The 24,391-nt window shown below is 71.5% G+C and carries 23 protein-coding genes and 2 pseudogenes; 10 read left to right on the forward strand and 15 right to left on the reverse strand.

Features of this window, described 5'->3' with window-relative positions:
• Positions 1-3 precede the first annotated feature (3 nt).
• A complete protein-coding gene (locus ACZ7L4_RS02345) occupies positions 4-3,597 on the forward strand; it encodes an indolepyruvate ferredoxin oxidoreductase family protein (RefSeq protein ID WP_472098972.1) in 3,594 nt (1,197 codons plus the stop codon).
• Positions 3,598-4,062: 465 nt separating this feature from the next.
• Here ACZ7L4_RS02345 and ACZ7L4_RS02350 read toward each other — a convergent pair whose 3' ends face one another.
• On the reverse strand, positions 4,063-4,827 hold the full coding sequence (locus ACZ7L4_RS02350) for a GNAT family N-acetyltransferase (protein ID WP_472100357.1): 765 nt from the start codon (positions 4,825-4,827) through the stop codon (positions 4,063-4,065).
• A gap of 143 nt (positions 4,828-4,970) precedes the next feature.
• A complete protein-coding gene (locus ACZ7L4_RS02355) occupies positions 4,971-6,491 on the reverse strand; it encodes an MFS transporter (protein ID WP_472098974.1) in 1,521 nt (506 codons plus the stop codon).
• Positions 6,492-6,689: 198 nt separating this feature from the next.
• Here ACZ7L4_RS02355 and ACZ7L4_RS02360 point away from each other — a divergent pair, with 198 nt between their 5' ends.
• On the forward strand, positions 6,690-7,148 hold the full coding sequence (locus ACZ7L4_RS02360; RefSeq protein WP_385754846.1) for an SRPBCC family protein: 459 nt from the start codon (positions 6,690-6,692) through the stop codon (positions 7,146-7,148).
• On the opposite strand, the gene ACZ7L4_RS02365 is transcribed toward ACZ7L4_RS02360, so the two are convergent.
• Positions 7,145-7,750 (reverse strand): TetR/AcrR family transcriptional regulator, encoded by a 606-nt coding sequence (locus ACZ7L4_RS02365; protein WP_472098976.1) that lies wholly within the window; start codon positions 7,748-7,750, stop codon positions 7,145-7,147. The genes ACZ7L4_RS02360 and ACZ7L4_RS02365 overlap by 4 nt on opposite strands.
• Before the next feature lie 132 nt (positions 7,751-7,882).
• Between ACZ7L4_RS02365 and ACZ7L4_RS02370 the strand changes: the two genes are divergently transcribed.
• A complete protein-coding gene (locus ACZ7L4_RS02370; RefSeq protein WP_472100359.1) occupies positions 7,883-8,776 on the forward strand; it encodes an NADP-dependent oxidoreductase in 894 nt (297 codons plus the stop codon).
• A 40-nt stretch (positions 8,777-8,816) separates the two neighbouring features.
• Here ACZ7L4_RS02370 and ACZ7L4_RS02375 read toward each other — a convergent pair whose 3' ends face one another.
• The gene (locus ACZ7L4_RS02375) at positions 8,817-9,494 is read right to left on the reverse strand and encodes an AIM24 family protein (protein ID WP_472098978.1); all 678 of its coding nucleotides are present in this window, start codon (positions 9,492-9,494) and stop codon (positions 8,817-8,819) included.
• A gap of 158 nt (positions 9,495-9,652) precedes the next feature.
• Here ACZ7L4_RS02375 and ACZ7L4_RS02380 point away from each other — a divergent pair, with 158 nt between their 5' ends.
• From ACZ7L4_RS02380 to ACZ7L4_RS02395, 4 genes are all read left to right on the forward strand, one after another.
• Positions 9,653-9,982, forward strand: coding sequence for a hypothetical protein (locus ACZ7L4_RS02380; RefSeq protein ID WP_472098980.1), 330 nt, complete (start codon positions 9,653-9,655; stop codon positions 9,980-9,982).
• A 63-nt stretch (positions 9,983-10,045) separates the two neighbouring features.
• Positions 10,046-11,161, forward strand: a complete 1,116-nt coding sequence (locus ACZ7L4_RS02385) for a PP2C family protein-serine/threonine phosphatase (RefSeq protein ID WP_472098982.1) — start codon at positions 10,046-10,048, stop codon at positions 11,159-11,161.
• A gap of 47 nt (positions 11,162-11,208) precedes the next feature.
• Positions 11,209-11,862: an HAD family hydrolase gene (locus ACZ7L4_RS02390; RefSeq protein WP_472098984.1), complete on the forward strand. Its 654-nt coding sequence runs from the start codon at positions 11,209-11,211 to the stop codon at positions 11,860-11,862.
• A 65-nt stretch (positions 11,863-11,927) separates the two neighbouring features.
• Positions 11,928-12,203 (forward strand): hypothetical protein, encoded by a 276-nt coding sequence (locus ACZ7L4_RS02395; RefSeq protein ID WP_472098986.1) that lies wholly within the window; start codon positions 11,928-11,930, stop codon positions 12,201-12,203.
• A gap of 35 nt (positions 12,204-12,238) precedes the next feature.
• Here ACZ7L4_RS02395 and ACZ7L4_RS02400 read toward each other — a convergent pair whose 3' ends face one another.
• The 4 genes from ACZ7L4_RS02400 to ACZ7L4_RS02415 all read right to left on the reverse strand — a co-directional run bounded on the left by ACZ7L4_RS02400 (position 12,239) and on the right by ACZ7L4_RS02415 (position 16,472).
• Positions 12,239-13,444, reverse strand: coding sequence for a methyltransferase (locus ACZ7L4_RS02400; protein WP_472098988.1), 1,206 nt, complete (start codon positions 13,442-13,444; stop codon positions 12,239-12,241).
• Positions 13,445-13,533: 89 nt separating this feature from the next.
• On the reverse strand, positions 13,534-14,385 hold the full coding sequence (locus tag ACZ7L4_RS02405; RefSeq protein ID WP_472098990.1) for an aldo/keto reductase: 852 nt from the start codon (positions 14,383-14,385) through the stop codon (positions 13,534-13,536).
• A 34-nt stretch (positions 14,386-14,419) separates the two neighbouring features.
• Complete coding sequence (locus ACZ7L4_RS02410) at positions 14,420-15,448, reverse strand: zinc-binding dehydrogenase (protein ID WP_472098992.1); 1,029 nt, start codon at positions 15,446-15,448, stop codon at positions 14,420-14,422.
• Positions 15,449-15,494: 46 nt separating this feature from the next.
• Entirely contained in the window at positions 15,495-16,472 is a 978-nt protein-coding gene (locus tag ACZ7L4_RS02415; protein WP_472098994.1) for an aldo/keto reductase, read from the reverse strand.
• A 217-nt stretch (positions 16,473-16,689) separates the two neighbouring features.
• Here ACZ7L4_RS02415 and ACZ7L4_RS02420 point away from each other — a divergent pair, with 217 nt between their 5' ends.
• Positions 16,690-17,673, forward strand: a complete 984-nt coding sequence (locus ACZ7L4_RS02420) for a helix-turn-helix transcriptional regulator (RefSeq protein WP_472098996.1) — start codon at positions 16,690-16,692, stop codon at positions 17,671-17,673.
• Here the strand turns inward: ACZ7L4_RS02420 and ACZ7L4_RS02425 are convergent.
• From ACZ7L4_RS02425 to ACZ7L4_RS02445, 5 genes and pseudogenes are all read right to left on the reverse strand, one after another.
• Positions 17,647-17,799: pseudogene (locus ACZ7L4_RS02425) on the reverse strand (MmyB family transcriptional regulator); the annotation flags it as partial. The gene ACZ7L4_RS02420 and the pseudogene ACZ7L4_RS02425 sit on opposite strands and share 27 nt — an antisense overlap.
• Positions 17,766-18,098: pseudogene (locus ACZ7L4_RS02430) on the reverse strand (VOC family protein); the annotation flags it as partial. The pseudogenes ACZ7L4_RS02430 and ACZ7L4_RS02425, both read right to left, overlap by 34 nt.
• A gap of 103 nt (positions 18,099-18,201) precedes the next feature.
• Complete coding sequence (locus ACZ7L4_RS02435) at positions 18,202-18,618, reverse strand: cupin domain-containing protein (RefSeq protein WP_472098998.1); 417 nt, start codon at positions 18,616-18,618, stop codon at positions 18,202-18,204.
• 336 nt (positions 18,619-18,954) lie between these two features.
• A complete protein-coding gene (locus ACZ7L4_RS02440; protein ID WP_472099000.1) occupies positions 18,955-19,263 on the reverse strand; it encodes a hypothetical protein in 309 nt (102 codons plus the stop codon).
• A 200-nt stretch (positions 19,264-19,463) separates the two neighbouring features.
• Positions 19,464-20,066 (reverse strand): TetR/AcrR family transcriptional regulator, encoded by a 603-nt coding sequence (locus ACZ7L4_RS02445; protein ID WP_472099002.1) that lies wholly within the window; start codon positions 20,064-20,066, stop codon positions 19,464-19,466.
• A gap of 150 nt (positions 20,067-20,216) precedes the next feature.
• Between ACZ7L4_RS02445 and ACZ7L4_RS02450 the strand changes: the two genes are divergently transcribed.
• Positions 20,217-21,125, forward strand: a complete 909-nt coding sequence (locus tag ACZ7L4_RS02450) for an alpha/beta fold hydrolase (RefSeq protein WP_472099004.1) — start codon at positions 20,217-20,219, stop codon at positions 21,123-21,125.
• Between the two features lie 84 nt (positions 21,126-21,209).
• On the opposite strand, the gene ACZ7L4_RS02455 is transcribed toward ACZ7L4_RS02450, so the two are convergent.
• On the reverse strand, positions 21,210-21,551 hold the full coding sequence (locus tag ACZ7L4_RS02455) for a tetratricopeptide repeat protein (RefSeq protein WP_385753544.1): 342 nt from the start codon (positions 21,549-21,551) through the stop codon (positions 21,210-21,212).
• A 121-nt stretch (positions 21,552-21,672) separates the two neighbouring features.
• Positions 21,673-23,025 carry a helix-turn-helix domain-containing protein gene (locus ACZ7L4_RS02460; protein ID WP_472099006.1) on the reverse strand — a complete coding sequence of 451 codons (1,353 nt, stop codon included), beginning with the start codon at positions 23,023-23,025 and terminating at the stop codon, positions 21,673-21,675.
• A 319-nt stretch (positions 23,026-23,344) separates the two neighbouring features.
• On the opposite strand from ACZ7L4_RS02460, the gene ACZ7L4_RS02465 reads away from it, so the two are divergent.
• Positions 23,345-24,316 carry an esterase/lipase family protein gene (locus tag ACZ7L4_RS02465; protein ID WP_472099008.1) on the forward strand — a complete coding sequence of 324 codons (972 nt, stop codon included), beginning with the start codon at positions 23,345-23,347 and terminating at the stop codon, positions 24,314-24,316.
• Positions 24,317-24,391 lie beyond the last annotated feature (75 nt).

Genomic DNA, 24,391 nt, shown 5'->3' on the forward strand with positions numbered 1-24,391 from the left:
GCCGTGGCCGAACCGTCCCCGCGCACCAGCTTGGAAGACCGGTACCTGCTCGAGGACGGCGTCGTCCACCTCACCGGGATCCAGGCGCTGGCCCGACTGCCCCTGGACCAGCGGCGCGCGGACCGGCGCGCGGGCCGCCGCACCGCGGTGTTCGTCTCCGGCTACGAAGGCTCCCCGCTGGCCGGATACGACATGGAACTCGCCCGGCACCGCCCCCTGTTGGACGCGCACGACATCGTGCTGCGCCCCGGCGTCAACGAGGAACTCGCGGCCACCGCAGTCCAGGGCTCCCAACTGGCCTCCGCTTCCCCGGACGCCCGCTTCACCGGCGTGAGCGGCATCTGGTACGGCAAGTCACCGGGCGTGGACCGGGCCTCCGACGCCCTGCGCCACAGCAACCTCATGGGCACGCACCCGGCGGGCGGGGCCCTCGCCCTGGTCGGCGACGACCCGGGAGCGAAGTCCTCCACCGTGCCCGGGGCCTCCGAACTCCTCCTGGCCGACCTCGGGTTCCCCATCCTGTACCCGGCGGACCCGCAGGACGCCCTGGATCTGGGCCTGCACGCCGTCGCGCTGTCGCGGGCGAGCGGCCTGTGGACGGCGCTGAAGGTCGTCACGGCCGTCGCGGACGGCTCCGGCAGCGTGCGGGTCCACCCCGACCGCGTACGGCCGGTCGCGCCCGACACCGACATCGACGGCACACCCTTCGCGCACGAGGTCACCGCCCGCCTGATCGGCCCCAACCTCCAAGCCCTGGAGCGCAGTCGGGACGGCGTCCGCCTGGAGATGGCCCGGCGCTACGCCGCCGCCAACGGCATCAACCGCATCGTGTCCGCCTCGCCGGGTGACCGCATCGGCATCGTCGCCGCGGGCAAGACCTACCTCGACGTACGGCAGGCGCTCACCGAACTCGGTCTCGACGGAGCGGAGTTGGAGCGGCGCGGCGTCCGGCTGCTGCGGCTCGGCATGATCCACCCGCTGGAGCCGTCCGTCGTCGACCGGTTCGCCGCGGGGCTGCGCGAGATCGTGGTCGTGGAGGAGAAGCGCCCGCTCGTCGAAACGGCGCTGAAGGACCTCCTGTACGGGCGGCCCGACGCCCCAGTGATCACCGGCAAGCGGCGTCCCGACGGCAGCACCCTCTTCCTGCCCTACGGGGAGCTGGACCCCGACACGATCGCCAACGGACTGGCGGCCCGACTGGCCGCGTACGACAACTTTCCCTCCGTCGAGCGGTGGCGGCACCGGCAGACCGCCCGGCGCTCGGCGGCCGGACGCATCGAGCTGCCCCTCGTGCCGCTGGCACCGCGCACCCCGTACTTCTGCTCCGGCTGTCCGCACAACAGCTCCACCAAGACCCCCGAGGGATCGCTGGTCGGAGCCGGCATCGGCTGCCACGCCATGGTTCTGCTGATGGACGAGAAGCAGACCGGGGAGGTGACCGGTCTGACGCAGATGGGCGGTGAGGGCGCCCAGTGGGTCGGCATGGCGCCGTTCCTCAACCGCGATCACCTCTTGCAGAACCTCGGCGACGGCACCTTCCACCACTCGGGCAGCCTCGCGGTCCGGGCCGCCGTCGAATCCGGGGTCAACATCACGTACAAGCTGCTCCACAACTCGGCCGTCGCGATGACGGGCGGTCAGCGCCCGGCCGGTGTGATGTCTCTCCCGCAGATCACCCGTTCGCTGCGTGCGGAGGGCGTGGGCCGCATCATCGTCACGACGGAGGACCCTCGCCGCCACCGCAAGCGCGACCTGGCCCCCGGCACCGACATCTGGCACCGCGACCGGCTCATCGAGGCGCAGGAGGTCCTCGCGAAGACGCCCGGTGTCACCGTCCTCGTCCACGACCAGGAGTGCGCGACCGAACTGCGGCGCAAGCGCAAGCGGGGGCTCGCGCCCGACCCCGCCCGGCGCGTGGTCATCAACGAGCGGGTGTGCGAGGGCTGCGGCGACTGCGGGGAGAAGTCCAACTGTCTGTCCGTTCAGCCGGTCCGTACGGAGTTCGGCCGCAAGACACGCATCGACCAGTCGTCCTGCAACAAGGACTACTCCTGCCTGGAGGGCGACTGCCCGTCCTTCCTGACGGTCGTCCCGGCGAAGGACGGCAAGCGGGGGAGGGGAGGAGGCCCGAAGCCTGAAGTGTCGCTCTCGGCCGACGAGTTCCCCGACCCGACCCCGCCGCACGGGCGCACCAACACCGTCCACACCACCCGGATCCTCGGCGTCGGCGGGACCGGCGTCGTCACGCTCTCCCAGATCCTGAGCACGGCCGCGACGCTCGCCGGACGGACCGTGCGTTCCCTGGACCAGACGGGGCTCGCGCAGAAGGGCGGTGCGGTCGTCTCCGACGTGAAGATCAGCGAGGACGATTCCGCGGAGCGGGCCGGCAAGGCGGCGGCCGACGAGTGCGACCTGTACCTGGGGTGCGACCTCCTGGTGGCGGCCGACAGCGCGAACCTTGGTGTCACGGATCCGGCCCGGACGGTCGCCGTCGTCTCCACCAGCGAGGTGCCCACGGGGCACATGGTCGTCGACACCTCGCGGTCCTTCCCCGAGGTGGACGAGGCCGCCGAACGCATTCGCCGCTCGACGGACGCCGACCGTGCCACCTTCCTCGACGCCCGGCGCGTCGCCGAAGTCCTCTTCGGGCAGGACCAGTTCGCGAACATCCTGCTGGCCGGCGCCGCCTTCCAGACCGGCGCGCTGCCGCTGCCCGCGGAGGCGATCGAGGAAGCCATCACCCTCAACGGTGTGAAGGCCGAGGCCAACATCCAGGCCTTCCGCCGCGGTCGCCAGGCGGTCGCGGCACCGGCGGACTTCGCCGCGGCCCTCGCAGCACACGGCGGTGACGGCGCACGGCCGGGAGCGGCACCCCTGTCCGACGAGGCACGCGACCTGATCGCCCGGATCGGCGCCCCCGCCGACTCCGAACTGGCCCGCCTCGTCACCGTCCGCGTCCCCGAGCTGATCGCCTATCAGGACCGGTCGTACGCCGAGGAATACGCCGCGCTGGTTCGGCGGGTGCGAGCGGCCGAGGCCGAGCATGTGCCCGGCTCCACCGCGCTCGCCGAGACGGTCGCGCACCACCTGCACAAACTCATGGCGTACAAGGACGAGTACGAGGTCGCCCGCCTCTCCCTCGACCCGGCCGCATTCGCCGCGGTCCGCGAACGCTTCGGCCCCGGCGCCCGCGTCTCCTGGCGCCTCCACCCACCGGTCCTGCGGGCCCTGGGCATGCGCCGCAAGCTCTCCCTCGGCCCGTGGTTCACCCCCGTCTTCCGCCTGCTCGTCGCGGCCCGGCGGCTGCGCGGAACCCGCCTCGACCTCTTCGGGTACGCCCAAGTCCGGCGCGTGGAGCGGGAGTTGGTCGCCGAATACCGCCACGTCGTCGATGAGATCCTCGACTCGCTCACACCCGACATCCACGCGCTCGGCGTACGCATCGCCGCCCTGCCGGACGAGGTCCGCGGCTACGAGCAGATCAAGCTCGACAACGTCGCCCGCTACCGCGAACACCTCGGCGAACTCCGGGCCGAGCTGGCGGGCGGGCAGGACTCCGTGGCGCCGGCTTGCCGCGCGCCCGGGTCGGCTCGGTGACCCCGGATTCCGAACTGGGGGTTCCGGACGTGTCGATATGGATTTATGCGTTGCTTTCACGATGCATCCGGGCCCGTGCGGGCGTACTCTTCAAGACCGCTGTACGACAACGTTGAGGCGGCCGCCGCCGGGGGCAAGCCCGCACCGGCGGCGGCCGGTGTGCGAGGCGTCGGACTCCCCTTCACGGACGCCCCGCACCACCGTCCTCCAGCGGATGTCGGGGCGGCGGGAATCGCCCCGACCAGGTATCCGCGAGGACGGGGCCGGGGTCGCGTGGTCGGCACAAAACGCGACTCCGGCCGTGGGGGACGGCCCAGGGACAGGGGGCCTTCAGGCATGGCAGCAGAGCCCTGACTGCGTACCACATTCTGCCCAGGCCTCTCGGCAGATCGCCAGGGCCGTTCGTCCCCCTTTCGCACGGCCGGATCGGCGAGGAAGACCGTCGTACCGGAAGGCGGATGCGCGTCAGCCGGTGACGGCATGTTCGGTGAACCGGCCGCAGGCGGTGAACCCCAGTCTGCGGTAGACGGGCTCGCCGTCGGGTGAGGCCTGCAGCACCGCGATGCGGTGGTTCCGGTCGCGGGCCGTGTGCAGGGCGGCGAGGGTGATCGCAGCGCCGTACCCGCGCCGGCGGTGGTCCGACAGGGTGCTGATGTTGTAGACGCCGGCCACTCCCGCGTGGAGGAACACTTCGGCCGAGCAGACCGCGCGGCCGTCCACGTAGCCGACCAGATAGCGGGCCGGGCAGTGCGCGGCGAGGGCCTGCGGGGCGGTCCGGTCGAAGAAGCGGCGGACCGTGTCGGCGGGCGGGGTCCAGTTCGCGGCGAGGACCGTGGCGTAGTCGGCGAGCTGCTCGGACGTGGCCACGGCTTGGATGTCCAAGCCCGGCGCGTCCGGCCGGGGGAGGGAGTCGTCCAGCTCGGCCCACATCGCCGTTTCGCACTCGGTCTCGGGCAGGCCCGCCGCCGTCAGCCGGTCGCCGAGGTCCGACGGCCGCGATGAGGGGCCGACCCACCAGGAGAACGGCCGACCGGTGCGTGCCAGTGCCCGGTGCGTCTCGGTGATGCGGGCCGCCGCGGTGTCGGGGCTGAAGCGGGCCGCGGCAACGATGTTGAAGGTGTCATCGGCCAGCCCGCTGTCGGCGACGAGGAGGTCATCGGTCTCCGTGACGGTCGCACCGGCCATGCCGCGATGCAGGTGGCAGGCGTGTTCCGCCAGATTCCGCTCCATGCTGTCCGCCAGGTCCGGGCGGCTGAGGAAGTGATCGTTCACGATGCACGACCCCAGCACGGTTGGGCGCGCGATGCACGTGAATTCGCGGCACCGGCCGTGGTTCGAGGTCGGCCGTGGGCCGACGCCGCCGCGCGGGGCGCCTACCCGCGTTGCTCCTCGCCCGGCTCCAACGCCGGTGCGGAGACGCCGAGATGAGCCCGGCACTGCGGGCGCGGCGCGTCCTCCAGGCGCGGGCGCACCGACCGTGGCCGGATGAACAGGGCCGCGGTGGCCGCACCCAGTACGAACAGTGAGGCGCAGCCGATCGTCGCCCGGTGGAACGAGCTGTCCACCGCCTCGGGCCGTGTATACGCGTCCCCCGAGAGGCCGACGGCCAGCGGCAGCGCGGCGACCACCAGCAGTTGCGCCACCCGCGCCGCCGTGTTGTTGACCCCGCTCGCGAGACCGGCGTGCTCCGGGTCCACCGACGCGAGGACCGTCGTGGTGAGCGGGGCCACGAAGAGGCTCATGCCGAGTCCGAGGACGGCGACCGCGGGCAGCACATCGGCCGCGTACGAGGACCCGGGACCGATCCGCAGCATCAGCAGCACTCCGACCGCGGCGACGGCGGGTCCCACGACCAGCGGTGGCGTCGGCCCCACCCGGCGCGCCAGATCGCCGGCCCTGGGGGAGAGCAGCAGCATCAGCGCGGTCACCGGCAACGTAGCCACCCCCGCCTCCAACGCGTCGTACCCGAGGGCGACTTGAAGCTGGACCGGCAGCAGGAACAGGATGCCGCCGATGCCCGCGTACAGGCACAGCGTCATCCCGTTCGCGGCGCTGAACAGGCGCGAGCGGAACAGGGACAGCGGCAGCATCGGCGCGGCCCGCCGCCGTTCCACGGCCACGAAGGCGACACCGGCGACGAGGCCGACGAGCGCGGGCACGCCGGTCGACACGGCGGACGCGCCGCCGCCCGACGACCCGATCAGCGCATAACTCACCCCGGCCAGACACACCGCCGCCAGCACCGCGCCCAGCTGGTCGAAGGGGGCGTCGGCCGCCGCGGCGTCCCGGCTCTCGGGGACGTACCGCACGGCGATCAGCAGTACGACCGCGGCGATCGGCACGTTGATGAGGAAGATCCACCGCCACCCGGGCCCGTCGATCAGCCACCCGCCGAGAAACGGCCCGAGCGCGCCCGCGACACCGGTGAGCCCCGACCAGGCGCCCACCGCGCGGGCCTGGTCGTCGGGATGGAACACCGAGCGCACGAGCGCGAGCGACCCGGGAGTCAGCAGTGCCCCGCCGACACCCTGCAGCGCCCTCGCCGCGATCAACATGCCCTCGTTCGGGGCGAGTCCGCACGCCGCCGAGGCGACCGCGAACCACACCACACCCAGGACGAGCGCCCGTCGCCGCCCGATCCGGTCGCCCATCGCGCCGCCCCACAGGAGCAGCGCGGACAGGGTGAGCATGTAGGCGTTGACGACCCATTGCAGGGCGGACAGGGAGGCTCCGAGGTCGCGCCCCATGGTCGGCAGAGCGACGTTCACGACGGTCCCGTCGAGCATGGCCATCCCGGAGGCCAGCACCACGCACGCGAGGATCCACCGCCCGCGCGCCGAGGAGAGCCGGACACCGGGGGCGGCGTCGGGAGTGGGGCCTGCCGTCGCTGCCATCGCGCACATTCTCGCGGAGCCGACGTGCGTACGCGACCGTCGGTGTCCCCTCCGATGGCGCACGTCTCCCAGGCGCAGCGGCGAGCCCGCTGCTAGCTTTGTCCTGAAATGCGCCAGCGGTATTCAGTGGTGTCCAGCCGTATCCACGCGTAGCCGCTGGGAACCAGGGAACCTGGGAACAGGAGCGTGACCGACCCCATGGCCAGGACCCGCCGACTGATCCTGAGCTCGCCCGCCGAGGTCTGGGCGCTGCTCTCGGACGGCTACCGCTACGGGGAGTGGGTGACGGGCACCAAGCGGGTGCTCGACGTCGACCCGGCCTGGCCGGACGTGGGCACCGCCCTGAAGGTGCGGGTGGGCCTGGGCCCGCTGACCCTCGACGACACCAGTACGGTCCGGATCTGCGAGCCGGAGCACCGGCTCGAACTCGAGGCGAAGGCCGACCCGTTCGGGGCCGCCCGCATCGCGATGAACCTCATCCCGTGGGCCGAACACACCCTCTTCGTCCTCGACTGGCACCCGCTCAGGGGTCCGGGCACACGAATGCACGGACTTCCGGTCGACTACCTGGTCGCGGTCCGCAACGGCATGATGCTGACGAAGCTGGCGCGCATCGCGGTGGAGGAACACGCGAACGCGCCGCGTGCCGCCTTCTAGGAGCGACTGCTACCGGCGTCGGCCGTCGGCCGGCCGGCCTCCCAGGCGGCGTCGATCATCCGGAAGGTCTCGTCGAGCGCGGCGTCCGGCTCGTCCGCCTCGCGGGACAGCGCGTACGCGTCGATCACGAACCGCGCGATCGTCCGGCAGGCCGTGGTGGTGTGCCGCAGCCCGGGGTCGGCGGCGATGGCCGCGGCCAGCGACTCCGCGTGGCGCAGCCGCATCGACTCCTCGTACTTCCGCAGGGCCGCCGACGACTCGATCATCTGCCAGATCGGAACGGCGCTGTCCGCCGTGCAGTGCCGGACCAGGGCCTCGACCTCGCGGCGCAGCGCGGGGATCAGCGGCTCGTCCGGCGCCCGGTCGGTGACCGCCCGCGTCAGCCCCCGCTCGAAGTCCTGGTCCTGCTCGAACACCAGGGCCTCTTTCGAGGCGAAGTGGGAGAAGACCGTGGTGACGGCCACGTCGGCCTCGGCGGCCACGTCGCGGATCCCCACCGCGTCGTACCCGCGGTCCAGGAAGAGCCGCAGGGCGGTCTCGGCGATCTTCTGGCGGGTCGCGGCCTTCTTGCGCTCGCGACGTCCGGACGGCGGCTCGTTCATGCGCGAACGCTAGCAGATCCAAAAGAACAACAACGCCAAAAACATAACCGTCGTGAAACACTAACGGTTAGTGCTACGGTCGGCCGCATGGAGATCATGACGAACATGACGAACGTGAAGTCCGTGACGACCATGCGGAAAGTGAACTTCGCCGAGTTCGGCGGCCCGGACGTGCTGCACCTGATCGACGCCGAGAAGCCCCGCACGGGCCCCGGCCGGATACGCATCGCCGTGCGCGCGGCCGGTGTGAACCCCGCGGACTGGAGGATCCGCGAGGGGCAGGTCCTGGGGGCCCACCCGACCGAACTGCCCTCAGGGCTCGGGCTCGACGCCGCGGGGGTGGTGGACGAGGTCGGCGAGGGCGTCGAAGGGGTCGAGGTCGGGGACCGCGTCTTCGGCGAAGGAGTCGAGACGTACGCCGAGTTCGCCGTGCTGACGGCCTGGGCCCGCATGCCCGAGGAGCTGACGTTCGAAGAGGCCGCGGGATACCCCTCCGTGGTGGAGACCGCGCTGCGCGTCCTGCGCGAGGTCGGTGTCGGGCCGGGCCAGACGCTGCTCGTCAGCGGCGCGTCCGGGGGAGTGGGGTCGGCGGTGCTGCAGATCGCCCGCGACCGGGGCATCGAGGTGATCGGTACGGCCGGGGCGGCGAACCAGGACTACCTGCGGGGCCTCGGCGCCCGCGCCACGACGTACGGAGAGGGCTGGGTCGAGCGGGTACGTGGGTTCGGCCGGGTCGACGCGGCGCTCGACCTGGCCGGCTCGGGCGTGATCCGCGAACTCGTCGAACTGACCGGCGACCCGCAGAAGGTGATCTCCATCGCCGACCTCGGGGCGCCCGAGTTCGGGGTCCGGTTCTCCGGTGTGGCCGGGAGCGTGCCCGACGCCCTCGCCGAGACGGTGGCCCTCATCGCGCGGGGGAAGCTGCACATCCCGGTCGAGAAGGCGTACGCACTGGCCGAGGCCCCGACGGCCCACGCCGACAGCCGCGCCGGCCACACGCGCGGGCGCCGGGTCCTGACCGTGTGACCGACCCTCCACCGGCCTCTGGTGATGCTCTGGTGCTCCTCTAGTGCTGCTGTGGTTTGTGAGGGGTCGCCTCACTGGGCCGTACGACCGCGAACCCCTCACCCTCCAGCATGAGTTGCACCGCTTCCCCGGACCCGCCGCGGATCATCGAGCCCAGCGACTGCGAACGGTGCAGCGAGGTACGGAGGTTGGCGCTCCAGCCGACGATCGCGTCCGTGTCCACGTACACCGGCTGCTGCGGCGAGACGGGGAACACGAGCGGATTGCCCTCGCAGACCAGCCCGAGCCGCCCCTGCCCGGTGAACACGCTGTTGAACAGACCGCCGCCGCTCATCCCGGCGCCCTTCACCGTCTTGATCTCGTACGACAGCGAGGCGTCGAAGCACAGCACGTTGCGGCCGTTGACGGTGAACACATCGCCGGGTTCGAGGTCCACGACGAACACGTTCTGCGCCTCCTGCGCGAACCAGGCCTCACCCTGCCCGCGCACCTTCATCACGGGAAGCCCCTCCCCGGTGACGGCCCGCTTCAGCATGCCGCCGACGCCCTGCCCCTTCCGTTCGAACTGCAGATTCCCCCGGTAGGCGACCATCGCCCCCTGCCGAGCCAGCATCTCGCCGTCGATCACATACCGGATCGACTTGGCGTTCTGCACGGTCATGCCCGGCGCGGCGGCGGGCTGCACCATGAACTCACTCGCGAAAAGATCACCCTTCATGCGGGCATCGTGGCCCGGAGGGAATCATTCCTACAAGGGTGGGGGCAGGACGGGGCGGGGGAGCATTGACGGCCCCTCCCCACGACGGGAAAATCCGCGGACATCGGGCGTCGCTCAGCTGCTCGGCTACTCAGTTGCTCGGCGAATCGGGGGTCGCGGTGAGTGAGGAACGCAGGGGGGACTTCTCCGACGCGGACATCGACCGGGAGTTCGCCGCCATCGTCCGGCAGGGGGCGCAGGAACCGGTCGACCGTGTTCAGCGCGCGGTGGTCGTGAGCGAAGGCAAGCCGGTCTGGTACCTGGTCCCGCTGCGCATCCTGTGCTCGATGGTCTTCTTCATGGTCCTGTGGCTGTACATCGCGGCCCATGGCGGTGTCATGAACCAGGCGCGCTGGGGCACTGCCACGCTGATCAGTCTCTGCGCGGCGGTCGCGAGCGGTGTCTGCCGTCGCGTCGCCAAGGCGAGGTACGACCGGCGCGCCCGGTAGCCGACGGGCCCCACTCTTGGGGCTGCCGCTGCGCGTGGGGCAAGGGCAGTGTAGAGAGGAGGCATGTCGCAAGGTCACGACGTGCCCGGACCGCCGGTGCGAGCGGGGCGGGCGCTGGTCGCCATCCCGGTCGCGTGGATCGTCGTCGTGTCCGTCGTCGATGTGCTCGCGCCGCCCCACATCCACCTGGGCCCGCTGCTCGTCGCCGCCCCGGCGATCACGCCGCTGTTCGGCGGGCCCCGCACGGTGGGACTGGTCTCCGCCCTCGCGGTGCTCGCGCAGACGACCATAGGCGTGCTGCGCGACCCGGACGAGCTGCTCTCGGCCAACCACGAGGCACAGATCGTCGCGCTGCTGGTGGTCGGAATCAGCCTCGTCGTCTTCTGTGTCCTGCGTGAGCGCCGCGCGAGAGAGCTTTCACAGGTGCGGTACGTGTCCGAGGCCGCCCAGCGGGTGGTCCTGCCGCCGCTGCCCCGGCGGCTCGGCCCCCTGCGCGCCGCGTCCTTCTACCTCGCCGCGGAGGCCGAGGCGCGGATCGGCGGGGACCTGTACGCGGCGGTGCGCACCACCACCGGCACCCGGCTGATCGTCGGCGATGTGCGCGGCAAGGGCATGACCGCGGTCGGGGACGCCGCGCTGCTGCTCGGGGCGTTCCGCGGCGCGGCCCACCGCCAGGCCGGCCTGGGGGAGCTGGTGGCGTACCTCGAGCGGAGTGTGTGCTGGGGCCTCATGGAACCGGGGGAGGCGGGCCACTACGCGGAAACGTTCATCACCGCCACCGTCCTCGACATCCCGGACGAGGGCGGCCCGGTCCACATGGTGTCCTGCGGCCACCCGCCGCCGGTCGTCCTGCGCGACGGCAAGCCGATGACGATGGACGCGCAGCACCCCGCCCCTCCGCTGGGCCTGGGCGAGCTCACGGACCCGAGCCGGCACGTCGAGAGCTTCGACTTCGAGCCGGGCGATCTCCTGCTGCTGTACACGGACGGTGTCACCGAGGCCCGCGACCCCGCGGGCGCCTTCTACCCGCTCGCCGAGCGCATCACCGGGTGGACCGGGAACGACTCCGACGCCTTCCTCGACCGCTTCCGGCGGGACCTGCTGCGCCATGTCGGCGGCGAGCTGGACGACGACGCGGTCATGATCGCGATAGAGCGTCCCGCGCCGACCGGGGCGTGAGCGCCCGCGCCCTCGAACTGGTTGACCCATCTGATCTACTACCGGCCATGCCGCTGATGCTGCTCGACCTGGACAACACCCTCGTCGACCGCGACGCGGCCTTCCGCGCCGCGATCGACGACTTCCTGGCGGAGCACGGCCTGCCGTGTGCTGAGGCCGACTGGCTGATGGGCGTGGACGAGGGCGGTTACGCGGCGCGCCAGCAGGTCGCCGCGGCGATGATTCATCGATATGGCGACAAGGTGCCAACCTGCGCGGTCCAGGACCTTCTCCGCGAGGGCGGCGCCGGCCGCGTCGCCCTGACGGAGCCGGCCCGCGAGGCGTTGGGCAGGGCTCGGGCGGACGGCTGGACGTGTGCCGTCGTCACCAACGGCCGCACGGACCAGCAGGACGCGAAGATGCGTACCAGCGGGCTCGACCGCATCGTCGACGGATGGGTCGTGTCCGAGGCGGTCGGCCACAAGAAGCCGCGACCGGAGATCTTCCACGCGGCAGCCGCGTCCGTCGGAGCGTCGCTGGACGGCGCCTGGGTCGTCGGCGACTCGCCGCACGCCGACATCGCGGGCGCCGACGCCCTGGGCCTTCGCAGTGTGTGGGTCTCGGGCGGGCGGGGCTGGACCTTCGACGGCTTCCGGCCCACCCATGCCGCCGTCGACGTCGCGGCCGCGATCGACCACGTCCTTGGGTGCACCGGGGCGTGACCCGGCGCCGGATCCGGCGCATCCTGAAGGTCCGGGGGACCCGGGGACCGGCGAAGGGGGACGGCATGATCGCGCGGGTGGCTGTGTGGGAGCCGATGCCCACGGACGACCGGGACTGGGTCCTGGAGGCCGCGGCCACCGTGCCCGGTGTGCACGGCTCGTACCATCTCGTCGATCCCGCGACCGGCAACGGGCTGTCGATCGCCTTCTTCGAGGACGAGGACGCGGCCCGGGCGGCGCGGGCCGCGATCGAGAAGCGGGCCCAGGAGATCGGCTGGCACGAGGTCCCGCATCCCGCGCCCGCCGCGCAGACGATCTACCAGGTGATCAGGCACACCTGACACGCGGGCCACGCCCGACACACGCCGGACAGCCCTCAGGCGCGCCGACCGCGCGGCTCTCGCTTGACCGCCTTCAGGATCACGAACTTCGCGTTGCTGGCGACCAGTTGGCTGTTGCCGAACAGGCGGCGCAGCTTGACGTGGTAGCCGAGGTGACGGTTGCCCACCACCCACAGTTCGCCGCCGGGGCGGAGCGCCGCGCGGGCCTGGCTGAACATGCGGTACGCCGTCGCGTCCGTCGTGGCCTGATGGGTGTGGAACGGAGGGTTGTTGAGGACCAGGTCGACGGAGCCGGGAGGTGTGTCGGCGAGACCGTCGGCGACGCGGAACTCCGCCTTGCCGGGGCGGTCGCCTGCGTTCTCCTCGTACGTGGCCCGCGCCGACGCCACCGCCTGGTGCGACTCGTCCGTGAACAGGACGTCCGCGTCGGGGTGGGTGAGCGCGGCGCTCGTGCCGACGACGCCGTTGCCGCAGCCCAGGTCCACGATCGTGCGGGCGTCCGTTCCTCGCGGGAGGTGCTGGAGGAGGAAACGGGTGCCGATGTCGAGGTGCTCGGCACAGAACACGCCCGCGTGATTGACGACCGGACGGCCGGACAACGGGCCGATGTCGGACGGGAGTTGATAGGTGTGCGGCCACGGATTCGATGCGGCGGCGGGATCGACCGCCGGGCTCGGCTCGCTGAAGATCAGACGCGCCTTCTTCTCCGCCAGCGACGTACGCGTCGGGCCGATGATCCGCTCGAAAAGGTTCAGCGTGGAGGTGTGGATCTCCTTCACCATGCCGGTGCCGACCACCACCGTGTTCTCGTGCACGGCTGGCCGCAGCCGGTGCAACTGGTCCTCGAGGAGCGCGAGGCTCTTCGGGACGCGGACGAGGAGCACGTCGATGCGGGTGGGCGGGGCGTCCTGCGTGGTGAGGAGGCGGGCGCCGGTGTGCCCGTTCCGGTTCAGGTTCGCGTACGTCGCCTGCTGGCCGAGGTACGAGTCGGAAATCAGGGTCGGGGTGCAGCCCGGGACCCCGGTGAGCGCCGTACCCAGCGCGCCCCAGCGGTCACCCACCACTGTCACCGCACCGGTCAGGTCCGTGCCCGCCTCGGCGAGGTGCCGCAGCAGATACGTGTCCGCGGCGTCCCACGCGCGCAGCTGGTCGCGGGGATTCTCCGGGAAACGGGCGAGGTCGACATCTCCCCAGGGAGTGGTCAGACGAGGGGCCGGTGCGGGCTGATCGGTGCGGTTCATCGTCCAGCAAGGCTAGCGGAGCGGCAGCTCAGCGGGACGAGCGGCTGCCGGCACGGCCGTCGCGCCGCTCGCCCTCGCACAGGGGCCGGTCAGGCGTCCAGGCGGCGCCCCGCGAGCCAGGTGACGATCTCGGGGTCGCGGTGGTCGAAGAACAGCGAGCCGCCGGTGTCGAGAGTGGCGATCCGGGCCAGCTGCTCGTCGGTGAGCTCGAAGTCGAAGACGTCGATGTTCTCGGCCATGCGCTCGGCGCGGACGGACTTGGGGATGGCGACGACTCCGCGCTGGGTGAGCCAGCGCAGCACGACCTGGGCCACGGACCTGCCGTGCTCCTTGCCGATCTCGGCAAGGAGCGGGTTGCTGAACAGGTCGTTCCTGCCTTCGGCGAAGCCGCCCCAGGACTGGATCTGCACCCCGTGCTCGCGCATGAGGTCCTGGTAGTCGGCGCGCTGGAAGAAGGGGTGGGTCTCGATCTGGTTGACGGCCGGGGTGATCTCGTTGTTGACGATCAGGTCGACCAGCCGGTCCGGGTAGAAGTTCGCGACACCGATCGCCTTGGCGACGCCCTCGCGATTGAGGGCCTCCATGGCACGCCACTGGCCGTAGACATCGCCGAAGGGCTGGTGCATCAGGTACAGGTCGAGGTGGTCCAGGCCCAGTTCGGCCAGCGACGTCTCGAAGGCGCGCCGGGCGTTGTCCTGGGCGGGGGCGTCCTGGACCCACAGCTTCGTGGTGACGAAGAGGTCCTGGCGCGGGATGCCGCTGGAGGCGATGGCGCGGCCCACGGCCTTTTCGTTGCCGTAGGCGGCCGCGGTGTCGAGCAGGCGGTACCCGGCGGCCAGTGCCTCGGAGACGGCGCGTTCGGTGTCCTCGGCGGGGATCTGGTAGACGCCGAAGCCGAGGATCGGCATCTCGACACCGTTGTTCAAGGTGACGTGCTGCATGGGTAAGTCCTTGGTGGGGCGGGCGAGTTGAAGGTCAGGGGCGGATGAGCGCCTTGAGGACCCGGCGGTCGGCCATGGCCCGGTAGGCGTCCGGGACCTGGTCGAGGGGGAACGTCTCGTCGAAGACGCGTCCTGGGGCGATGGTGCCGTCCAGGACGTCGGGCAGCAGCTGCTCGATGTAGGCGCGGGCGGGACTGGCGCCGCCGGTCAGGGTGATGTTCCGCATGAAGAGGGCCGGCCCGATCGGGCCTTCCTCGTACTGGGGGACGCCGAGGCGGCTGACGGTGCCGCCGTCCAGGACCGCGCCGAGCGCCGTGTCGAGGGCCGGACGCGTGCCGACGGCCTCGATCACCTTGTCCACGCCGCCGGTCAGCTCGCGGATGCGCGCGATGCCCTCCTCGCCGCGTGCGGCGACCACGTCGGTGGCGCCGAAGTGCCGGCCCAGCGTGGTGCGCGCCTCGTGACGGCCGGCGAGCACGATCCGTTCGGCACCGAGACGCTGGGCGGCGACGACCGCGCAGAGGCCGACCGCCCCGTCCCCGACCACGAGCACCGTGTCCCCGCGGCCGACTCCGGCGGTGACGGCGCCGTGGTGACCCGTGGTCATCACGTCCGACAGGGCCAGCAGCGAGGGCAGGAGCGCGGAGTCGGCGGCCACCGGCAGCTTCACCAGGGTGCCGTCCGCATGCGGGACACGGACCGCTTCGCCCTGCCCGCCGTCCACGCCGTCGAAGCCGTACCGGCCGCCGTTGCGGCAGGAGATGTGCAGGCCCTTGGCGCAGTAGTCGCAGGTGTTGTCGCTGTACGTGAACGGGGCGACGACCAGGTCGCCGGCCTTCAGACCGGTCACGTCCGCGCCGGTCTCCTCGACAACACCGAGGAATTCGTGCCCCATGGGGCGCCCGGTGTCGGTGGCGGGCATCGAGGCGTAGGGCCACAGGTCGCTGCCGCACACGCACGCGGCCAGCGTGCGCACCACGGCGTCGGTCGGGTCGACGATCTTCGGGTCGGGCCGGTCCTCGACGCGGACGTCGCCGGCTCCGTACATCACTGCTGCGCGCATGAGGGTGCTGCTCCAAACGGGGTTCGTGCCGGGGGTGTGCCAGGTGTCAGCGTTCGAGCATCCGGGCCTGGGCCTCGGTGTGGGTGGCGCCGGCGGCGGGCGGCAGGCCGGTGAGCCTGTCGAGCTGCTCGGCGGTCAGCGTGACGGCGTCCGCGGCGGTGTTCTCCTCGACGCGGGCCACCCGCTTGGTTCCGGGGATCGGCGCGATGTCGTCGCCCTGGGCGAGTAGCCAGGCCAGCGCCACCTGTCCTGGCGTAGCACCCGCCTCGTCCGCAAGCGCCTTGACCTCGTCGGCAAGGGCCAGGTTGCGCCGGAAGTTCTCCCCGGTGAAGCGGGGATTGCCGCGCCGGAAGTCGTTCTCGTCGAACTCGTCGGTGGAGCGCACGGTGCCGGTCAGGACGCCGCGGCCGAGTGGGGAGAACGGCACCAGGCCGATGTTCAGCTCCCGCAGGACGGGCAGGACGCGCTCCTCGATCCCGCGCGTGAACAGCGAGTACTCGGACTGGACGGCGGTGACGGGCTGGACGGCGTGAGCGCGGCGGATGGTGTCCGGGCCCGCCTCCGAGAGCCCGAAGGCACGCACCTTGCCCTCGGCGATCAGCTCGCCCACGGCGCCCGCGGTCTCCTCGATCGGCGTGTTCGGGTCGACGCGGTGCTGGTAGTACAGGTCGATGTGGTCGGTGCCGAGCCGCCGCAGGGACCCCTCGACGGCGGTGCGGATGTTGTCGGGGCTGGAGTCCAGGTTCCACGCGCCGTCGCCGCCGTGCGAGACCAGGCCGAACTTGGTGGCAAGGACCACCTGGTCCCGGCGCCCCTTCAGCGCCCGCCCGAGCAGTTCCTCGTTGATGTACGGGCCGTAGATCTCCGCGGTGTCGATGAGGGTGACGCCGAGGTCCAGTGCCCGATGGACGGTCCGGACGGACTCCGCGTCGTCCGTGCCCGAGCCGGTGTAGCCGTGGGACATGCCCATGGCGCCCAGCCCGACCCGGGAGACTTCCAGGTCACGCAGTTTGATGTACCGCATCTCGCCCTCTTTCGATCCATGGCGTACCCGGCCCCCTCACTCTCACCCGGCCCGGCGGATCGCGCCTGGGCCGACAGCGAAGAGGCCGGGGCACCGGCGTCTTGCCCCTTCACCTTCGCCCGGATCGCGGCCGTGTGGCAGGGCGGGCTCTTCAGGGGTAATGACAGGGCCCCTCTACGCCCTGCGCGGCATCCGCAGGGCGAGTGAGACTGGAGGCATGGCACCGACGAACGCGCACAGCGAGGGCGCCGAGCTGGGCCGCTATCTGCGCGCCCGCCGCACCCAGACAAGACCCGAACACGTCGGCCTCACGGTGGGCGCCGGCATCCGCCGCACCCCCGGCCTGCGCCGCGAGGAGCTGGCCACCCTCGCCGGCATCAGCATCGACTACTACGTGCGCCTGGAACGCGGCAAGGAGACCCGTCCCAGCCCCGCCGTCCTCGACTCCCTCGCCCGTGCCCTGCACATGGACGACCAGGAGCACCAGCACCTGCGCGAACTCGCCGCCCGCGCCGCCCGCTACGTCGCCGAGCCCCCACCCGCGCCGAGCCGCACGGTCCGCCCCCACCTCAAGCTGCTCCTCGAGTCGCTGCGCCCCAACCCGGCCTATGTGATCAGCCGCAGCATGGACCTGCTGGCCTGGAACCCCGGCGGCCTCGCCCTGTACGCGGGTCTGGAGGACTGGCCGGTCAAGCACCGCAATCTGGCCCGCTATCTCTTCCTGCACCCCGCCGCCCGCGACCTCTTCGGCGACTGGGACCGGCAGATCACCGCGTGTGTCGCCCGCCTGCGCGCCATCGCCGGCACCGCGCCGGACGCCCCCGACCTCACCCAGCTCGTCGGCGAACTCCTCCTCAAGAGCCCCGACTTCGCGGGTCTGTGGGAGCGCTACGAAGTGACCGGACGCAAGCCCGCCCACAAGACGTTCCAGCATCCGCAGGTCGGAACCATCACCCTGACCTCACAGTCCCTGCACGTCGAAGGAACCCCCGGCCAGCGCATCGGCGTCTACACCGCCGAACCCGGCAGCCCCGATCACGACGCGCTGCTCCTGCTCGACATGACCGCCCCGTCCGCCGCGAAGCCCGGCACCGTCACGCAAGGGTCGGGCCGACAGACGGTGGAACGCGGCAGCGTCGGGGGAATCGGCGGGAAGGGTGTAGGTGACGATGGTCGGGCCGGGGTCGGCGGGGATCTCTAGGGCGTCGTAGTCGAGAGCCAGGTCGCCGACGGCGGGGTGGTGGAAGCGTCCTCCGCCGTGGCGCCCTGGGTCGGAGGAGCGAACACGCAGAACTCGTTGCCCTCCGGGTCGGCGGCGACGATCCAGCGGAAGCCGTGTTCGCTCTGTTCCGGAGAGATGCGCCGGGCGCCGAGTTCTTGGAGGCGCTCGACCTCCGTGCCCAGGTCTTCGGTGCCGAGGTCGATGTCGAGGTGCATGCGGTTCTTGGACCGCTTCGCTTCCGGGACCTGTTGCAGGAGGAGGGTGGGCGCGGGGGCGGGAGCGACCAGGCTCAGATACGGCGCGCCCTCGAAGCCGCGCCGGTAGTGCAGCGGGGCGAGCGCGGCCAGCCAGAACTCCGCCTGCACCTCGGTGTCGACACAGTCCAGCGTCACGACGATCTGCATGACGGAACGGTAGGGGACCCGGTCCGCCGTGACGATCCGTTTTCGGCGGCGCCGAGCGAGCAGTGGCTCGGCGCGCCGTCCCCGGACGTGACGCCCCGGCGGGCTACAGGCCCACCGTCCCGCCCGAAGGGTTTCGGTCGGTGGTGGAATCGTCCTCTGCCGGCACCTTGTAGCCGGGGATCGAGGGCCAGCGGACCGTCAGGACCACGGACTCCTCCTCCGCGAACCAGGAGTGGTCGACGCCATGGCCCCACACGACGTAGTCCCCCTGCTCGGCCAGGAGGACGCTGCGCCCGGGCAGTTCCACCCGGAAGCGTCCGCTGATGAGGACCAGCAGGGCGGTGCGTGCCTCGCCGGTCACCCACTGGGCCCGTTCGTCGCCCGGCGGGTGGACGCCCCACTTGATCTCCACGTCCTCGCTGTGCCGAGGGTCGGAGGCATCCTTGAAGTGCCCCAGCAGCCAGCCCCGGTCCAGCGCCGCGTCTTTGCCGGCGTTGCCCACATATACGTTGTCGATCACGGCCCGGAAGGTAGCAGGTAGCCGCGACGATCGCGGCTGTTCTCCCGGTCGAACGGCGTGCGGGGCGAGTCGCACAGAGGGCAGCCGTGTCGAGCCGGGGGAGGGACATGTGACGACAAGCGCAGCCGGGGCGGCGGCCGTTTCGCTGGCGGGGTGGGGCAGCGGCGCGTGGGTGGACCTGGAGCCGGGTGGGCTGCGGTGTGTTGTGCTTCGCCGGTAGCGGGGCGAGTCCCGTGCCTCAACAGTGCTTCAGTCGCCTGCGGTTGATGAGGCGGCGCGAAAAGCCCCCGCCCGGCGCACGTGCTGCCGGGCGGGGGCTCGTTCAGCCTCGGGGCCTCAGCCGCCGATCGGGCCGGGGGCGTTGTTGTCGGCGTCCTGGCACTGCTTGATGCGCGCCTGGATCCCCCGCGCCTTCGCGCGCTCCTTCGCGGCCGACTTGTGGTAGCCGAGCGCGTCCAACTTGGCCGCCTTGGACTTCAGGTTGGCGACCTGCTGGCGCATCTTGGGGATGTTGCAGGTGATCGGGCCGCGGGCCGACACACCGGCCTGGTCGGCAGTGGGGGCGGCCTGCGCGGGGACGGCCGCGAACAGGACACCGCCCGCGATGGCGGCGGACGCGGCGAGTGTGGCGAAACGACGGAGCAAGAGTCTCCCTCTCCAAGTGACAGGCTGTTGGGCCCATTTGGGGTAGTTGATAGCGGTCTGTCACTGTATATGACGAGATCCGCTTCTCAGGCGCCAATCGCTCACGCGTGTGCCCTGGAGGATGGGATCGCGACGGTGTTGGTTCAGTGCGCACAGCGAAAACCCCCGCTGCCGTCGCGGCAGAGGGGGTTTCCTTCCGTTCAAGCGCGGCGACTCTCCCGCGTGTCCGCCGCCTGTGACAGTGCGTCAAGAGTGACGTCCACGATGGCCCGGAGCTGCGCCGGGCTCGTCCCGGCCCTGCTCATGACGGCGAGCGACTGGTTCACGGCCGCCACATGCACGGCGAAGGACTCGGCGTGCTGGTCGGACAGCCGGCCGGCCTTCAGCGCGGTGTGCAGGCGCCGGCGCTGGAGGCCGAGTGACTGCGTGGCGTGGGCCGCGACCTTCGGGCTCAGGACGGGGATCGCCATCGTCGACTGGGTGACCAGGCAGCCGTCGGGCACTCCGGGATCGGCGATGCGCTCGAGCGTGACGTCGAAGAAGGCGCGGACGGCCGCGACGGGGTCCGAGGTCGCGCACGACAGGGCGGCGTCGTACTTCTCGCCGTAGCGCGCGGCGTAGCGATCCAGGCAGCGCAGGAAGAGCGTGTCCTTGTCGCCGAGGGAGGAGTAGATGGAGCTGCGGTTCAGGCCGGTCGCCCGCGACAGGTCGTCCAGCGAGGTGTCGGCGTAGCCGGAGCGCCAGAACTGGATCATCGCGGCGTCGAGCGCCGCGTCCACGTCGAACTGCTTCTTGCCTGCCACGCGGTACTTCCTTGCCGTTGCCGATGTGTCGGGCCATGCTGTGCGGCATAGTATCTTGAACTGGTCAGTTCAAGATGTGTGAGCTTCCCAGCGTGCGGCGTGGCCCGTAAAGCCCCCATCACCGCACACCTGATATCGACGGAGGACCCTGTGACCGCGAGCAACCCCGTCCGTGACCTGCCCCTGCGGCATCTGGACGGATTCACTCACCGCTGGGTCGACGCCGACGGGGTCCGGCTTCATGTCGTCGACGGCGGACGGGAGGGCGGGCCGGTCGTCGTCCTGCTCGCCGGATTTCCGCAGACCTGGTGGGCCTGGCGGGCGGTGATGCCCGGTCTCGCGGACCGGTTCCGTGTCATCGCGATCGACCTGCCGGGGCAGGGGCACTCCGAGCGTCCGGAGCGCGGGTACGACACGCACGCGGTCGCCGCGCACGTCCACGCCGCCGTGCAGGCGCTCGGTGTGTCGACGTACTCCCTGGTCGGCCACGATGTCGGCGCCTGGGTCGCCTTCTCCCTCGCCCTCACCTTCGAGAGCGACCTGCGTAAGGTCGCTCTGCTCGACGCGGGAATCCCCGGAATCACGCTCCCGGAGTCGATCCCCACTGATCCGGAGCGCGCGTGGAAGACGTGGCACTTCGCGTTCCACACCGTGCCCGACCTGCCCGAGGTGCTGCTCGCCGACCGGGAGCGCGAGTACGTCGGCTGGTTCCTGAAGGCGAAGGCGCTGACTCCCGACACGTTCAACGACGCCGAGATCGACCACTATGCGGCGGCCCAGGCCGCCGACGGCGGCCTGCGAGCCTCCCTCGCGTACTACCGGGACGCCGGGGAGTCGGCGCGCAAGAACCGTGAGGCGCTCGAACGGCGTCGCCTGGTCGTGCCCGTCCTCGGGATGTCCAGCAGTCACGGCTCGGTCCCCGACATGGCCGCCTCCATCGGCCCGTGGGCCGAGCACACCACCGGGATCGTCGTGCCGGACGCCGGACACTTCATCCCCGACGAACAGCCCGAAGCCGTCGTGGCCGCGATCAGGGACTTCGTCGGGGGCGAGGGCTGACACCGGTCGAGACGTGACACCAAAGCCGGCGGGTCCCGCCCAGAAGACGGGACCCGCGTGTTCCGTGCTCGGTGTCCGGACCGGTCACTCGAAGTCGCCCGCGAGCGCCGACGCCATCCGCAGATGCGGCGCCGCCTCGTCGTGCCGGCCCTGGCGCTCCAGCGTGCGGCCGAGCATCAGGCGGGCATAGTGCTCCACCGGGTCGTGCTCCACGATGGTGCGCAACTCGGTCTCGGCACGGCGCAGTTGGGCCGAGTGGTAGTACGAACGGGCCAGAAGGAGGCGGGGGCCGACCTGCTCGGGAACCTCCTCGACGAGGCCGTCGAGGATCCGGGCGGCGTTCGCGTACTCCTTCGCTTCGAAGAACATCTGGGCACGGTCCCAGCGCTCCGCGGCCGTCCCGTGCGTGTAGTACTGCTGCTCCACTGTTGCCTCCTTGCTCGACGCCTTCAACGGGGGCAAGGGGTGGGGTATTCCCGGGTGGTGTGCGGCGGGCGGGTGCGGTTCGTGCGCGCCCGATTCTCGGGTGTTTCTGCAGGTCACGACCTTACGGTTGGGTACTCGGCGGCTCCGCGCGCAGCGCCGCCTCCAGCTCGAAGCGGGCGTCGGGGTCGGTCAGCTCCGGTCCGAAGAGGCGTTGCAGGTGGTGCAGGCGCTGGCGGGCCGTCTGCGGGTGGATGGCCAGGCGCGCGGCCAGCTCGGGAGCGCTGCCGTGCGGGCTCTGCAGATGGGCGAGGAGGGTGTGGGCCAGGCGGCTGCGCTGTTTCGGGGTGAGCCCCGCGAGGGGTGCGAGGCGGCGTGCGGCCATGAGGCGGACGAGTGCGGGGTCGGCGAGCAGCAGCAGGTCCGTGAGGTGCCGCCCTGCCTCCAGTCCGCCCGCTGCCAGTCCACCCGCTCCCAGGCCGCCCGACTCCAGCCCGCCCGCGTCCGTGCGTGCACCGCTGAGCCCGTGCTCGCGCAAGGTGCGCGCCCAGCGCAGCGAATCGGCGGCCTGTGCGAGGGGGACGACCGGTCCGATGACACCCGCGCGCTCGTCCAGGAGCCGGCGCAGGCGTGGGTCGGCGAGCCGCGCGCCGGGGTCGGGGACGAGCAGGCAGGGGGCGGGTCCGTCGAGATCCGCGAGCACGGCTTCGGGCAGCGGCTTCCGGACCGGGGACACGCCTTGCCCGCCGCGCCCCGGCGCTCGCGCCGCGGCGGGGGCCGTGGGGCCCGCCACTCCCAGCCCGGTTGCCGCGCCCATGGGAGCCTCCGTTCCCCGAGGCCCCAACGCCACCGCTGCCACCAGCTCCGGCAGCTCCCACTCCGCGTCCCGCGCCGCCTGTTCCAGTGCCACGGGCCCGACAGGGGCGGGAGCGACCAGGAGGGCGAGGAGGCGGTGACGGCGGCGGTCGAGGGTGCCCGCGGCGTCGGCCTGGGCGCGCGCGTACGCGGTGACGGACGCCGCCGCGATCTCCTCGATGTGCGTGAACGCGGCCTCCGCGAGCCGGGCCAGCGCGTCCGTGCTCAGGGACAGGCGCCGTGCCACGCGTACGTAGCGCCGCCAGGCGACCCGGCCGCCGAGCCGGTACGCGGCCTGCAGTGCGTCCAGGCTGCGACCCTCCGCCAACTCGCCGCGGCCGAGCGCCCGGTAGATCGGAAGGCGCCGCGCGTCGAGTTCCCCGCCGCCATTCCCGACCCGGTCCACGAATTCCGCGAGAGTGGATTCCACACCGCTTTGGATGGACATTCCGAACTGCCCGGACAACGGCCGGGAGAATTCCGGGATCTGGCGCCGGATTTCGTGGATGATCTCGGCCGCGAGGGTCGGGTTCTCTCTGCGCAGCTCGTCCGGGAGCCGCTGCGGAAATGCCGCCCACGCGCCCCCGGAACTCGGCGTGCCGATCGTGCCGGGTCCGTTCATCCCTTCGCTCCCAGGTCCGTCCGTCCGCCGAGTATGGGCCGGGGTTACTCACCGGTCAAGATGTTGACACGAAGTCAACTACCAGTGCTAGTCGGTCGTTCACCAGCGGTATTGCGGATCACCGGGGGTGTGGGGGCGGTGAAGCGCTCACCTTCGTGACACTTTCGCCCGGCCCGCGCGAGGATTCCTGGCACCGTTCTGCGCGCCCTGCGCACCGCCGTGCTCACAGCATTGCCGGGCGCCTCGGAGTTCTCCTAGCTTCACGCCGTCCGACGCCGCTCAGCACGCGGCATTCCAGAACAAGGGACGGTACTGGAAAATGAGACGCAGGATTTTCGGCGCGGCAGCAGCGGGTGTCATCGGAGTGGCGGGACTTGTCTCGCTCGGCTCCCCGCACGCGACCGCGACCGAGGAGCAGAGGCCGGTCGAGTACAACTTCACCAAAGGATTCCTGGCAGGATTCTTCAAGGCCGGCGAGGCGCCGCCCGGCGCGAACGACTGGGGCTGCAAGCCGAGCGCCGAGCATCCCAGGCCCGTCGTCCTGATCCACGGGACGCTGGAGAACATGAACGACAACTGGCGCGGCGCGGCGCCGCTCCTCGCGAACAACGGCTACTGCGTCTTCGCCTTCAACTACGGCGCGGACAAGGCGACATCACCGATCCAGGGCACCGCCCACATGAAGGACAGCGCGAGGCAGCTCGGCGCCTTCGTGGACAAGGTGCGCGGCGCGACGGGCACGGCCGAGGTCGACCTCGTCGGCCACTCGCAGGGCGGCGGACCGCTGCCCCGCACCTATCTGAAGGACGACCCGAGCGCCGCGGGCAAGGTCGGCAAGCTCGTCGGCATCACCCCCTCCAACCATGGCACCACCCTGTCCGGCATCACCGAACTCGGCCGCCAGCTGCACCTGTTGGAGCCCGTGAACGGTTTCCTGGACAAGACCGCCCCGGCCCTCGTCGAGCAGGAGGTCGGCTCGGACTTCAACAAGGCACTCGACGCGGGCGGCGACACCGTGCCGGGCGTCGACTACACCGTCATCGCCACCAAGTACGACGAGGTGGTCTCGCCCTACACCAACGCCTTCCTCAAGGCGGGCCCGGGCGCGAGCGTGCGCAACATCCGGCTCCAGGACACGTGCGCCAAGGACTACGCGGACCACCTCGAAGCCCCGTACGACCCGGTCACCCTCACCCACGTGCTCAACGCGCTCGACCCCGAGCACCCCCGCGCGGTCAAGTGCCAGACGGTCCTCCCGCTCACCGGGCCCACCGGGCCGGTCGAGCAGTAACCGCCCCGAGCAGTTCGATCGGTAAGCGGCCCGCTGCCCTCACCCCGGCGGGCCGCTTCCGTGTGTCCGTCGGCC

This window comes from Streptomyces sp. NPDC107575, assembly GCF_055657265.1.

Bases quoted from the DNA above. Each gene is read 5' to 3' on its own strand.
- ACZ7L4_RS02465 (WP_472099008.1), top strand. From the start codon at position 23,345: ATGAGACGCAGGATTTTCGGCGCGGCAGCAGCGGGTGTCATCGGAGTG.
- ACZ7L4_RS02390 (WP_472098984.1), top strand. From the start codon at position 11,209: ATGCCGCTGATGCTGCTCGACCTGGACAACACCCTCGTCGACCGCGAC.
- ACZ7L4_RS02360 (WP_385754846.1), top strand. From the start codon at position 6,690: ATGGCCAGGACCCGCCGACTGATCCTGAGCTCGCCCGCCGAGGTCTGG.
- ACZ7L4_RS02460 (WP_472099006.1), bottom strand. From the start codon at position 23,025: ATGAACGGACCCGGCACGATCGGCACGCCGAGTTCCGGGGGCGCGTGG.
- ACZ7L4_RS02400 (WP_472098988.1), bottom strand. From the start codon at position 13,444: ATGAACCGCACCGATCAGCCCGCACCGGCCCCTCGTCTGACCACTCCC.
- ACZ7L4_RS02395 (WP_472098986.1), top strand. From the start codon at position 11,928: ATGATCGCGCGGGTGGCTGTGTGGGAGCCGATGCCCACGGACGACCGG.
- ACZ7L4_RS02365 (WP_472098976.1), bottom strand. From the start codon at position 7,750: ATGAACGAGCCGCCGTCCGGACGTCGCGAGCGCAAGAAGGCCGCGACC.
- ACZ7L4_RS02420 (WP_472098996.1), top strand. From the start codon at position 16,690: ATGGCACCGACGAACGCGCACAGCGAGGGCGCCGAGCTGGGCCGCTAT.
- ACZ7L4_RS02385 (WP_472098982.1), top strand. From the start codon at position 10,046: ATGTCGCAAGGTCACGACGTGCCCGGACCGCCGGTGCGAGCGGGGCGG.
- ACZ7L4_RS02370 (WP_472100359.1), top strand. From the start codon at position 7,883: ATGCGGAAAGTGAACTTCGCCGAGTTCGGCGGCCCGGACGTGCTGCAC.
- ACZ7L4_RS02410 (WP_472098992.1), bottom strand. From the start codon at position 15,448: ATGCGCGCAGCAGTGATGTACGGAGCCGGCGACGTCCGCGTCGAGGAC.
- ACZ7L4_RS02405 (WP_472098990.1), bottom strand. From the start codon at position 14,385: ATGCAGCACGTCACCTTGAACAACGGTGTCGAGATGCCGATCCTCGGC.
- ACZ7L4_RS02375 (WP_472098978.1), bottom strand. From the start codon at position 9,494: ATGAAGGGTGATCTTTTCGCGAGTGAGTTCATGGTGCAGCCCGCCGCC.
- ACZ7L4_RS02415 (WP_472098994.1), bottom strand. From the start codon at position 16,472: ATGCGGTACATCAAACTGCGTGACCTGGAAGTCTCCCGGGTCGGGCTG.
- ACZ7L4_RS02350 (WP_472100357.1), bottom strand. From the start codon at position 4,827: ATGGAGCGGAATCTGGCGGAACACGCCTGCCACCTGCATCGCGGCATG.
- ACZ7L4_RS02355 (WP_472098974.1), bottom strand. From the start codon at position 6,491: ATGGCAGCGACGGCAGGCCCCACTCCCGACGCCGCCCCCGGTGTCCGG.